Below are 13,047 nucleotides of genomic sequence, written 5' to 3' on the forward strand. Positions count from 1 at the left end.
CCCCCGAAACTGAATTGAGGGTCGTTGAGGTTCCCGCGGACCGGCAGCCCGATGTCGATGACGCCGTTGGCATCCTGAAGCAGGGCCACGGCCAGGTCCAGGGGCAGGCTGGCGGCATCGGGGCTCTCCACCTTCTCCCCCAGGATCAGCCGATCGACGATGATCTGGTTGTCGCCCAGCATCTGGCCGTTGTCGATCTTGTACTCGAGATCCAGGGATATCTTTCCCGAACGGATGCGGCGTCCCGCGAACTTGCCCGAGTAGGGCGACAGCCGGGTCATCTCCAGATTCTGGAAGATCATGGCGATATCCATGAATGCCTTGGGATCGAAGGTGTTGATTTCCCCTTCGATCCTGGCGGAGCCGTATTCGTTGACGCGCCCCTCGAGCTTGACCTGGGCCCGTGTGTTTTTTTCGGACGACATGCCGATGACGACCCCGGAGAGCTCCCCGATCTCGGTGCCGAAGGGGGGCGTAAGGCTGAGATCGGTGAAATCGAGGCTGCCGTCCGCCAGGCGGACCTTGGAAATCCGAATGGGGAATTCGTTGGACGGCGCGTCTGGCGCCGATTTTTCGGCGGTTTTGTCCTTCGGGGGCGTCTTGATGATCTTGACGACGTTGACGGTCCCGTCCTGGTCGATAAACAGCTTGCCGGCGGGCTTCGAGAGAACGATCTCGTCGATGGCCAGCCGGTTGGGCGACAGGTGGAGGCGAAGCTGGCCGGTTTGGAGAGACGACCAGCCCAGAAGGGTTTCCTTGGATCCGGTTTCCACCACCCGGAAATCGTCGACCTGAATCTTCCCGGCATAGACGGTTTTGGCCCGCGCCTTTTCGGCGCCGTGACGGAGCGTCCCCTTTGTGGAAAACCGGCCGGAGAGCATCTCCACGTCCACATACGGCGTGATGTAGGGCTGGACAGGGGTCAGATCGAGGTCCGCCACGTCGAGGTTCACCTCGGCCGCCGGCCCCGCGGGATCGATGGTGCCCCCGGCCGACAGCCGCCCCCCCTGAACCGCCGTCATCGCCAGCGTGAACGTCGACGGGGATCGGCCGTCAACGTCCAGGAGCTCGAGGGAGACGCCTTCGAGGCCGAAGACCGGTTTTTCGGGATTCACGGCGGCGTCGATAAAGGACGACCGGAAATCCGAAATCCCGATCTTCCGCACCATGAATTGCCAGGGATCCTGGGCGTCGGACGGCGGGTCCGGTTTTTTTTCGGTGACGTCGGCTTTTGCCGGAGGGATGAGCTTCACGGCGTCGATCCCGCCGGCGGCGTCCCGGGCCACGGCGATCTTCCCGCCGCTCATCTCGACGGCATCTATGGTGATGGATCGATCGGCCAGGTCGACGGCTCCCGACGTGACCGCGATCACGGGGATGTCGATGATCGGCCGGGAAGCCCCCTCGAGCGCCGCTGTGGTGCCCTGGATGCGGGATTCGATCCCGGTGAGCTTGACGCTCACCGGTCCCGGGCCGGTTTCAACGGCGGCCTTGAGGGCGAGGTCAACCGGTCCGGCATGGATCGCCGCCGACGGCTTTCGGCTTGCATCGGTGAAGGCGAGGTTGACGTCGTCCACGGCAAACCGGTCGACCTTCAGGCGCCAGGGGGCTCCCGGGGGGGACGGCGGTTTCGATGGGGATGTCGTCGGGTTCGATCGCAGGATGTTCTGGAGATTCACTCGTCCGTCTGCGCCGATGCCGGCACCGAGGCGACCGCCGCGAATCGATAACGCGCCGATCCCGACCGTTCGGCCGACCGGGTCGACGCGGCCGCCCTTCAAGGCAATTTCGGTCAGTGCGAGGAAGGGTTCGGGCTCTTTTTCCATCTGCAGGGCCAGATCCGAAAGTCGAATCTCGAGGTCGTCCACCACGGCTTTCGTGCTCCCCTCCGTCATGGCGAGGTCATACCCCAGTTTGACCCCCAGGGCGCCCCGGGGTTGGCTCAGGTTCAGGGCGTCCCGGGCAAAGGGCCAGAGCGTGGCCGCCTTGAGGGATTCAATGGACAGACTTCCCGAGGAGGCGATGGGTGCAAGGGACACCCGGCCTTCCCATCGAAAGGTTCCCCCGTCGGGAAATTTGGCGCCGAGGGTGTAAGCCCCCTCCCGGTCGGCCAGGGTGGAGATATTGTTGAGGGCGATGTCGACGGGGTGAACCGCCAGGGCGGCGGGTCGGGATTGCCGGAGGTCGGCGATGTCGATTTTTCCGTCCTCGATGGCCACGGCGTGGACGAGCAGCCTGACAGGACCGCTCTTTTCGGAATCGGCGTCGGTGTCGTCAGGACTGTCCGGTCCGGGGGCAGGGGGGTCCGGCACGGCAGGACCCAGCTTCGCCCAGTTGAGGGCCCCGTCTTTTTCGATCACGATGCGGGCCGACGGCGAATCGAGCCGGATGTCCCTGAAGGTCCACGCCCAGCGGAAAAGGCTGCTGAGCTGGAAATTCACGAACAACCGGTGAAATCCCGCCAGGGTGCGGTCGTTTTTTTCCCGGAGGCTGAAGTCGGTGACCTCCGCGGTGAGGAGGAACGGGTTCATGCGAACGCTTCCGATGGTTGCAGGGGTTCCGAGGGCGCTTTCGAGGCTTCTCGGCACATACCGTTTGACCAGGTACGGCGCCAGAAAAAAGCCGACCAGGGTATAGAAGGCCAGCGCCGCCGCTGCGATGACGACCGGCCTGGATAAGAGGACACGCTTGATGCGGGATTTCATGTCCGCCCGGGGTTCGGGTTGATGGGACGGGTTCATGGAGACCTCCTTGGCTGTTTTAAATGCGGCTGCCGGAATGCGATGGGTGTCGGGGAGTGACACGCGATACGGTCTTCGATCTTTCTATACCCGATGACGGCCCGATGTAAATAAGAGAAAAAGCTTTTACCGCTGGGGCGCGGGTTGAAATCCTGAATGCACCCGAAAAGCGGGTCGGGATCGGAAGTGGGAAGTCAGATTGATTTCATCGATACGCGGCGCAATTTTCATTGACCTGTTCAATCCATATGGTATACATCGTTATTGGTATAATTCGCATAATTAAAAGGAGGGCGTGATGAGTGACGAAGTGCCGGTCGGCTGCGCCAGACCCACCGGAGGCCCCGTCGGCGAAACCGTCGATGAGAGCCCCGAAACAAAACCCACCATCGTCAAGGAGGTTTCACCTATGATTCAAGTCGGCAAAAAAGCGCCGGATTTTGTCGCCCCGGCCTATCAGCAGGGCAAGTTCGTTTCCGTAAAACTCTCGGATTACCTGGGCAAGTGGGTGGTGCTGTGTTTCTATCCCGGGGATTTCACCTTCGTCTGAGCGACGGAGATTTCGGCAGTTGCCGAAAAATATCCCACCTTTCAGGAACTGGGCGTTGAAATTCTCTCCATGAGCATCGACAGCGTCTTCGTCCACAAGATGTGGAACGACGAGGAACTTTCGAAGATGGTCGAGGGCGGCGTGCCGTTTCCCATGATGTCGGATGCCGGCGGCAGGGTGGGAAAGACCTTCGGTGTCTTCGACGAGGCAGCCGGCGTCGAAACCCGGGGACGGTTCATCATCGACCCCGACGGGGTGATCCAGGGATTCGAGGTGCTCAATCCACCGGTGGGGCGGAACATCAGCGAGTCCATCCGCCAGCTCCAGGCCTTTCAGCATGTTCGGAACACCAAGGGCGCCGAAGTAGCGCCGTCTGGCTGGCGTCCGGGGAAAGTGACGCTCAAGCCGGGTCCCGATCTCGTCGGCAAGGTATGGACGGTATGGAAAACCGAGATGGCCTTTGATTGATCCACCTGACGCGCATCGGATTCGAGAAACGTCCGGTTCGTCCGAAAAATGATCTGCCGCGAATGCATCAACCCTGATGCATTCGCCGGTCTTCCTCTCCACCCCTTCCGTTCATCTCCCGGCTCCTCCATCCGGTCACCATCATGAAATCGAAAGTTGAGATTGCTGTTTTGATGCGCTTTTGGGTTGCCTGCGCGGAAAAGATCTGATATCTTTTTTTATAGGTGATTTGTGTCTGTGTTGTCTTGAATCCAAAAATTGACGGATGATGCGATTCTGGTCATCATCCGTGACAAACGCTCTAATTTCAGCCCACTGAATCGATCTAACGCCGTTTATGAACCTCCTCTCCAAAAACCGCCTGCTCGCGCTGACGTTTTCCGGCATCATCACGATCTCGATGATCGTGCACGCCGGTCCTGTCGCGGAAGCCCGGAAGGAAGCCGCACCTATCGCCGCCGGCGCCGAAGTCGATTATCCGCCCTTCTCCTTTGTCGACGCGGAAGGGCGGGCCACCGGCTTTTCGGTCGAATTGATGCAGGCCGCTCTCACCGCCATGGGGCGCAAGGTCGATTTCCAGACCGGGATATGGTCGGATGTCCGGAGCCGGCTGGAAAACGGCGAGATCGACGCGCTGCCGCTGATGGGGCGGACCCCGGAGCGGGAGCGCCTTTTTGACTTTACCTTCCTGTACATGACGCTCCACGGCGCCGTCGTCGTCCGGAACGACACCACCGGCATCCGGACCTTGGACGACCTTAGAGGACGGAAAGTGGCCGTCATGAAGGGCGACAATGCCGAGGAGTTCCTGCGGCGGCAGGACCGCGGCATCGACATCCTTACGACGCCGAGTTTCGAGGCCGCCCTCGCCGACCTTTCAGCAGGCCGATACGATGCGGTCGTCATTCAACGTCTGGTGGCCCTGCGTCTGATTCAGGAAACCGGTCTCGCCAATCTCAGGATCCTCAACCGTCCCATCGAAGACTTTCGGCAGGATTTCTGCTTTGCCGTCCGTGAGGGCGATCGTGAAACCCTGGCACTGCTCAACGAAGGGCTGGCCCTGGTCATGGCGGACGGGACCTACCGCCATCTCCACGCCAGATGGTTTGCCGCCCTGGAGCTCCCCTTGAATCGCCGCATCGTGATCGGCGGAGACGACAATTATCCCCCTTATGAATATCTGGATGAAAACGGCAGGCCGGCCGGCTACAACGTCGATCTCACCCGGGCCATCGCCCGGGAGTTGAGCCTCGACATCGAGATCCGGCTTGCGCCGTGGAACGACATCCGGAATGCCCTCGCCCGGGGTGAGATCGACGCCCTTCAGGGGATGTTCTACTCGCCCCGGCGGGACCTGGCCTTCGATTTCAGCCCGCCTCATATGGTCAATCACTGCGTCGCGGTGGTTCGCGCTGCCGCGGCGCCGCCCCCGACAGCCGTGGCGGACCTCGTTGGAAAGCGAGTCGTGGTGCAGGAAGGCGACATTATGCATGACTTTGTGATTGATAACGGGCTGGGAGACCAGGTGACCACCGTTCCCACCCAGGAGGATGCGCTCCGGGAGCTGGCGGAGGGGCGCCACGACTGCGCCCTGGTTTCCCGGATGACCGCCCTCTACTGGATCAAGAAGCACGACTGGCGTCATTTGAGCGTCGGCCGGCGCCCGCTGTTTTCCGCCGGATACGCTTATGCCGTTCCGCAGCACCAGAGGCCCCTTCTGGCGGAGCTGAGCGAAGGGTTGAAAATGATCGAGGATTCCGGAGAGTACCGCCGCATCTTCACGCGATGGATGGGTGTGTATGAAGCGCCGACATCCCGCTTCGGCGTTTTCATCCGATATGCCGGCATGGCCGCCGTGCCGCTGCTCCTGATCCTTTTGGCGTTTTTCCTCTGGACCTGGTCCCTCCGAAAGCAGGTGGCATTGAAGACCATGCACCTCGAAAAGAGCGAGAAACGGTTCCGACGCGCCATCGAGGAGGCCCCGTTTCCCATCATGATTCACGCCGAGGACGGCGAAGTGATGACCCTCAGCCGCACATGGAAAGAAATTTCCGGGTATACCGGCGAAGCGGCGGGCACCATCGACGAATGGACGTCATTGGCCCACGGGGACCGGAAAGTGGAAGCCCGCGCGGTTTTCAGCAGGATTTACCGCCCGAACGACCCTCATGACGACATCTCGTTCGAGATCGTCTGCCGCGACGGTTCCGTCCGGATATGGAATTTCAGTTCGACGTCCCTGGGAAAACTTCCCGACGGTCGCGGAATCGCCATCACCATGGCCGCCGACATCACCGATCTCAAAGGCGCCCATGAGCGCATCCAGCATCTCAATCATGTACTCAGGGCGATCCGGGACGTTAACCAACTCATCATCAGGGAACGGGATCCCGCAGCGTTGATCCGCGAAGGCTGCCGGCTTCTGGTGGACCATCGCGGCTATGATTCCGCCCTGATCGTTCTCGGCGACGAGAATGGCCGTCCCGTTTCCTGGTCCGGAAACGGCATGGCGTTTACATCGGAGACGTTGACCCGGATGCTCGAAAGCGGTCAACTGCCCAACTGCTGCGCTGTCGCCCGTTTGACGGACAACGTCCTGGTGATCGACGACCGGGAAGGGGTGTGTGAGGCATGTCCCGTAAATGGCGTGCAGAACGGCTCGGAACGCCAGTCCCTTTGCGCACAGCTGCGTTACGAAGAGCGTGTTTTCGGGTATATCGTCGTCGCCGTAAGGCAGGGCCTGATCGTGGATGATGAAGAGCTGGGCCTGTTTACGGAAATCGCCGGGGATCTGGCCTACGCCCTTCACGGCCTGCACACGAATGACGCTCACAAAAAGGCCAACAACGAGCGCATGTCACTGGAAAAACAACTGCTCCAGGCCCAAAAACTGGAATCCATCGGTCGGTTGGCCGGAGGGGTGGCCCACGATTACAACAACATGCTGAGCGTCATTATGGGCTACACGGAGATGGCGATCGAAAAAACCTCGCCGTCCGCCCCGATCAGATACGATCTCAACGAAATTCTGGCGGCGGCGCACCGTTCGGCGAACATTACCCGGCAGCTGCTGACCTTTGCCCGCCGAGAAACCATAGCTCCCAGAGTGCTTGATTTGAACGCCGCCGTAAAAAACACGCTCAATATGCTTCGCCGCCTCATTGGTGAGGATGTGGCGTTGATCTGGCGTCCGAGGACCCGGCTGTGGCCGGTCAAAATCGATCCGACCCAGGTCGACCAGATCCTGGCCAATCTCTGCATCAACGCCCGGGATGCCATTACCGATGTGGGCAGGATCATCATCGAAACGGACTGCGTGACCCTCGGCGAGACATACGTCGGTCGCCATCTGGACGTTCTCCCCGGCGAATATGTGGTGCTGTCGGTGACGGACACGGGGTGCGGTATGGATCGGGAGACCGCGGAGCACATTTTCGAGCCGTTTTTCACGACCAAGAATCCGGGGACGGGCACCGGTCTGGGATTGGCCACCGTCTATGGCATCGTCAAGCAGAACAGAGGGATCGTGAACGTCTACAGCGAACCGGGTCGGGGGTCCACCTTCAGGATCTATCTGCCGCGATTCGATAAACCCAAGGCCGAGAAGGTCAGGGCCGCCGCCGAAGAGATTCAAAAAGGGCGGGGCGAATGGGTCCTGCTTGTGGAGGACGAAGCGTCGATCCTGAAGCTGATGGAAACAATGCTGCATGACCTCGATTACAAGGTATTGCCGGCCAAAAGTCCTGCCGAGGCCCTGGATCTCGCGGCCACGACATTGCATCCCATCACCTTCCTGATTACCGACGTGGTCATGCCCGAAATGAACGGACGGGAGTTGGCCGAAAAACTCCGGCGCCGCCGTCCCTCCCTCCGCTGCCTTTTCATGTCGGGCTATACAGACACCGCCATCGCCCACCACGGCGTGTTGATGCCGGGCGTGAACTTCATTCAGAAACCCTTCTCCATCAAAGATCTCTCCAACAAGATTCGGACTATTCTGGAGGCTGAAGGCTGAAGACTGAAGGCTGAAGGGGTGCGTCTGTGACGAACGGGGCTCTTATTCCGCTTCAGCAGTCGAAGGTTATAGACTACAGCCGGTAGTCTAAAGGGGTGTGCCTACGGTGAACAGAACATGTAACCCTCCTTCAGCCTTCAGCCTTCAGTCTTCAGCCTCTCTTCTCAGTCTTCAGCCCCCGCAACATTTTATAATTTTTTCTATAAGTTTTAACTCGCTTCATATCTTTTGATTACAAATAGTTAATTCAATTTCCGGGCTCTGCGGCGCTAAAAACCCCGTGTTTTTGTTTGACAGGGGTGATGTGCGGGGCTATACGTCTCAAACGTATCATTGGTTGAAATTGTATCAGGGCGCGTTCATCCCGCTCCGTCTTCAGGAACGGAGGAGATGTTACAGAGAAGGAACGGTTTTCCATGGCGCTTGAAAAAGATATCCTCACCGTCTCGGAAGCGGCAAGGATGTGCAGTGTAACCCGGGCGACGGTCTGGCGGTGGATCAAGGCGGGCAGGCTGCGGTCGGCCGCAACCGCGGGTGGACACCACAGGATCCATCTGGATGATCTGCAGGATCTCAGAAGAAAAAACGACATGGAGATCCGAATCCGTTACGGCCGGGCTGAAAGGCGGATTCTCATCGTGGATGACGATCCCGGTGTCCGAAAGGTTCTGACAAGGACGCTCTCCAGGGAGGGTTACACCGTTGCATGGGCTTCGGACGGTTTCGAGGCGGGCCTCCAGACCATCAGATTCAAACCGGATCTCATCATCCTCGATCTATTCATGCCGCGCGTCGACGGCTTCGAAGTCTGCCGTCGCATCAAGAGCGACAAGGAGACCGCCCATATCAGGATCATCGCCGTGTCGGGTTTCGCCGACCGGGAGAATCGGCAACGGATTCTCGACTACGGTGCGGATCGCTTCATGCCAAAACCCATCGATATCAGATCGATCCGAAAAGGAATTTCAGATCTTTTGAAATAACGTGAAGCCCACACGAAATATTTTCCGGGAAAGCATCATGACAGAACAGCAGGATTCCACACACACAAACCTTCTCCTGATTCGGAACGGCCTCGACATCCCAGACCGGGAAACAGATCGCACCGGAAATCGCGCCCGGCTGCTGAGAGCGACGCTGGATGCATTGACCGCCCATGTCGCCGTTCTCGATGAAACCGGTATGATCCTTACGGTCAACAAAGCGTGGCGGGATTTCGCCGCTGCCGCCGATGCCAAACCCGAAGCCGTGTCTGAAGGGGTCGACTACCTCGGCGTATGCGATTCGGCAACAGGCGATGACGCCCCTCTGGCCAGGGCTTTCGGTGCGGCCGTCAGAGACGTCATCCACGGTCGAAGCGACTATTTCGAGATGGAATACCCCTGCCACGACGACCGGGAAAAACGCTGGTTTGTAGGCCGGGTGACGCCGTTGCCGGGGTATTCTCCCCCGCGAAAGGTCGTCACCTCTCATCTGAACATCACGGATCGGGTGGTGATGGAAAAGGAAAGGGATCGGCTCGAGGAACAGCTCAGGAACGCCCAGAAGCTGGAGGCCGTCGGCACCCTGGCCGGCGGGATCGCTCATGACTTCAACAACATCCTCTCTGCCGTCATCGGGTATACCGATCTCCTCCTCGAGGAGGCCGACGCCTATCCGGCGATCCGGGACGACCTGGAAGAAATCGCCAGGGCCGGGATGCGCGCGAGGGACCTCGTGGCCCAACTGTTGTCGTTCAGTCGTCAGGCCAGAACCGAGACCGGTCCGGTGCAGATATATCTGCTGGTCAAGGAGGCCCTCAAGATGTTGCGCTCGGCCCTGCCCAGCAACATCGAGATCGTACAGGAGATCCAATCCTTCGCCGAGATAACGGCCGATCCGGGACAGATCCATCAACTCCTCATGAATCTTTGCACCAACGCCTACCAGGCCATGCGCGAGGACGGCGGCGTCCTGACCGTCCGGCTGGAGGATGTCGAGGTGGATGCGTCCCACACGTTGGCCTTTCCGGATCTGGCGCCGGGTCCTTATCAACGCCTGACGGTATCGGATACGGGTGTCGGCATGGACGAGGCGACCCGACGCCGCATCTTCGATCCTTATTTCACCACGAGAGAAAAAGGGGAGGGTTCGGGACTGGGCCTTTCCGTGGTTCACGGAATCGTCAGGACCTATGGGGGCGGCATTACGGTTGACAGTCGACCCGGGAAAGGCAGCACATTCACGATTCTGCTGCCCGCGATAAAAGCCCGGGAAACAGCCGTTGACCCGGTGGCCGAAACAGTGCCGTTTCCGGTAAATGAACGGATTCTGTTTGTGGACGACGAACCCCAGATGCTGCGAATGGCCCGACAGATGCTTCAGAAGACCGGATACCGGATCGACACGTTGGACAGCAGCCTGAAGGCCCTCGAACAATTCAAAGCCGATCCGGACGGGTACGACATCGTGATCTCCGACATGACCATGCCCGGCCTCACCGGAGACCGGCTGGCCGTTGAAATTCTCAAAATCCGGCCGGATCTGCCGATGATCCTCTGCACCGGATTCAGCGAACGCATCGACGAGGACCGGGCCGCGGCCATCGGGGTGCGGAAACTGGTGATGAAGCCCTTTGTCCGCGCCGAACTGGTTCGCGCCGTCCAGGACGCCCTGGCCGGGTCGAAGGGCACCGACGGTCCGGTTTCAGGGGCATCGACACGATCGGCAGGCGAGCCGTGATCGCACATGTCGATCCGGCCGGCGGCGTTGCCCGATGGGGCGATACCATGGAAACGGTTCAGCGGATATTGGTGGTGGACGACGATCCCGTGGTTCTGAAGCTGATCTCGAGCATTCTGGGGAAATCCTACGATACGGACGTCGCGGAGAGCGCCGCGGCGGCAAAGGACCTTCTTGCGGCCTGCGCCTACAGCCTCATGCTCACCGACATTCAGATGCCCGGCGAGACCGGAGAGGCGCTGATCCGGTTTGTCAGGACCGCATTTCCCCAAACCGCCGTCGTAGTGGTCTCCTGCGTGAGTGAAACCCGGGAGGCGAAGCACCTGATCGAGCTCGGGGTCTACGGCTATATCGTCAAACCCTTCACGACCCATCAGATCCTCATCGCCACGGAGAACGCCCTTAAGCGACGAGAGCTGGAGATGCGGCGGGAGCTGGACCGAAAGACGCTGGAGACGGCCGTCAACGCCAAGACGGCGGCATTGGCAACCGCGCTGAACGACCTGAAGCAGGCCAACCAGGAAATGGTCGAGCTGGTATCGGGCATTACCTCCATCTTCATCGGTCTTTCACCCGCCATGACCGTCATGCAATGGAACAAGACCGCCGAAAAGGTCTTCAATATCCCGGCCGCCAGGGTCCTGAACAGGTCGTTCTGGGATGCGCCGATTTCATGGGATTGGGATCCGCTCCGGCAAGCGGTGGAGCGGTGCACGACGTCCCGCCTTCCCGTCGATCTGAACGATCTGGTCATCCGGCGGCCGGACGGCGGGAACGGTTTCGTGGGACTTCGGATGACGGCCATTGAATCCGACCCAGAAAAGCCGACAGGAATTCTGGTGATGGGGGCGGACATCACCGAGCGGAAGATTCTGGAAGCGCAGCTGACCCAGGCGCAAAAAATGGAAGGCATCGGTCAGCTCGCCGCGGGCATCGCCCATGAAATCAACACCCCCATTCAGTATGTGGGAGACAATGTCCGGTTCATGAAGGATGCCTTCGAAATTTTTCTCGATGTCATTCAGGCATACGAAAAACACAACGCTTCGGATATGAGAGCCAACCGGTTCGACGCCGCCTCGGCCGGCGCGGGGCGGGTGACCGCGGCGTCGGAGCTCGAATATCTGGTCGAGGAGGTGCCCAGGGCGATCGAACAGACCCTGGAAGGCATCAGCCGCATCAGCAGGATCGTGCGATCCATGAAGGCGTTTTCTCATCCGGGTGCCGAGGAAAAAATCGCCGTGGACATCAACAGGGCCCTCGAGAGCACCGTCTCCGTCTCCAGGAACGAATGGAAATACGTGGCGGAAATAGAAACGGACTTCGATCCGACGCTGCCTCTGGTGTCCTGTTTCCCCGGTGAACTCAACCAGGTCTTCCTGAACATCATCGTCAATGCGGCTCACGCCGTCGAAGCGTTCCGCGGCACCTCGAATGACGAAAAAGGATGCATCCGGATCACCACCCTCAACCAGGGCGACGCGGTCGAAATCCGCATCGGCGATACGGGCGGCGGTGTTCCCGAAGCGATACGGCATCGCATTTTCGAGCCCTTTTTCACCACCAAGGAAGTGGGCAAGGGGACGGGGCAGGGGTTGGCCATCGCCTATCGCATCGTGACGAAAAAGCATCAGGGCACGATCCGGCTCGAAACGGAAAACGGCAAAGGATCGGTTTTCGTCATCCGGATTCCCTATGGGAACCAGAGCCGGTGAAAGATCGCTCATGGACCGGAAAATGCGAATCCTCTTCAGAATGACGGAAAGACCGTGCCCGAGGGTTTCCGGCGCGGGCCGTATCCTCCCGGCACCGGCCCATGAAAGTCGAAATCGAGTTATTCAATCGTGGGAGATACCATATGAATCCTTTTACCATCGGACACCTGTCGTCGCAGCGCCTCCCGGACGCCGTCCGAAATGTCGTCCGGAACCTTAAGGGGCTTCCGCTCGACGTGGCGGCGAAGCCCATTCCCCTCGAAATCGAAAACGAGGATTTATCCCAATATGACTGCCTGTTTTTCCGGGGGGACACCCCCCAATGGGAATGGATCGAGACACTGATGCGGCTGAAACGGATCGTTCCCCGGATCCCGGTCATCGTCCAGGTGCCGCAGGGGAGCATTCAGGAGGGTTGGGCGGTGATGCGGACGGTGCCTGCCGTCATTCTCATGGACAGTCCCGATGCACTCGGCGGCATCCTCGGCAGGGTCGTCGCATCCAGTCGAAAACTCCGCAAGCAGGTGCTTTTCGTCGATGACGACGATCTTTTTCTGAAGCTCTACAGTCATGCCTTCGCGAAAACTCCCTGGCGGATTTTCACGGCTGCCGATGCGGCGTCCGCGTTGGAGGTGTTATCCGGTAAAGCCGTTGATCTTGTGGTTACCGACATCAAAATGCCCGGTATTCACGGCCTCAAGCTGATCGAAGAGATCCGGAAAATCGGTCGCTGGATTCCCGTCATCGTCTGCTCCGCATACAAGGGCTTGAAGGCGGAGTCGGACATGTATTTTTATCATGTATCCGCTTTCCTGAGCAAACCTTTCGATATCAAGG

Annotated in this window: 7 protein-coding genes; 6 read left to right on the plus strand and 1 reads right to left on the minus strand. The window is 59.6% G+C overall.

Going from position 1 to position 13,047, the window contains the following annotated elements:
- A partial coding sequence (locus AB7S84_RS13115) for a DUF748 domain-containing protein (RefSeq protein ID WP_428154926.1) occupies positions 1-2,741 on the minus strand: 2,741 nt, incomplete at its 3' end.
- 298 nt (positions 2,742-3,039) lie between these two features.
- Here AB7S84_RS13115 and prxU point away from each other — a divergent pair.
- The 6 genes from prxU to AB7S84_RS13145 all read left to right on the plus strand — a co-directional run.
- The gene (prxU, locus tag AB7S84_RS13120) at positions 3,040-3,759 is read left to right on the plus strand and encodes a thioredoxin-dependent peroxiredoxin (protein ID WP_428154928.1); all 720 of its coding nucleotides are present in this window, start codon (positions 3,040-3,042) and stop codon (positions 3,757-3,759) included.
- 337 nt (positions 3,760-4,096) lie between these two features.
- Positions 4,097-7,774 (plus strand): transporter substrate-binding domain-containing protein, encoded by a 3,678-nt coding sequence (locus tag AB7S84_RS13125; RefSeq protein ID WP_428154931.1) that lies wholly within the window; start codon positions 4,097-4,099, stop codon positions 7,772-7,774.
- A 347-nt stretch (positions 7,775-8,121) separates the two neighbouring features.
- Positions 8,122-8,757: a response regulator gene (locus AB7S84_RS13130; protein WP_257785916.1), complete on the plus strand. Its 636-nt coding sequence runs from the start codon at positions 8,122-8,124 to the stop codon at positions 8,755-8,757.
- Between the two features lie 37 nt (positions 8,758-8,794).
- A complete protein-coding gene (locus AB7S84_RS13135) occupies positions 8,795-10,495 on the plus strand; it encodes a hybrid sensor histidine kinase/response regulator (protein WP_428154933.1) in 1,701 nt (566 codons plus the stop codon).
- A complete protein-coding gene (locus tag AB7S84_RS13140) occupies positions 10,492-12,210 on the plus strand; it encodes an ATP-binding protein (RefSeq protein WP_428154936.1) in 1,719 nt (572 codons plus the stop codon). The genes AB7S84_RS13135 and AB7S84_RS13140 overlap by 4 nt, the downstream gene beginning before the upstream one ends.
- A 143-nt stretch (positions 12,211-12,353) precedes the next feature.
- On the plus strand, positions 12,354-13,047 hold a 694-nt coding region (locus tag AB7S84_RS13145; protein ID WP_428154938.1), incomplete at its 3' end, for a response regulator.

Source organism: Desulfococcus sp. (assembly GCF_050178255.1).
GTDB lineage: Bacteria > Desulfobacterota > Desulfobacteria > Desulfobacterales > Desulfococcaceae > Desulfococcus > Desulfococcus multivorans.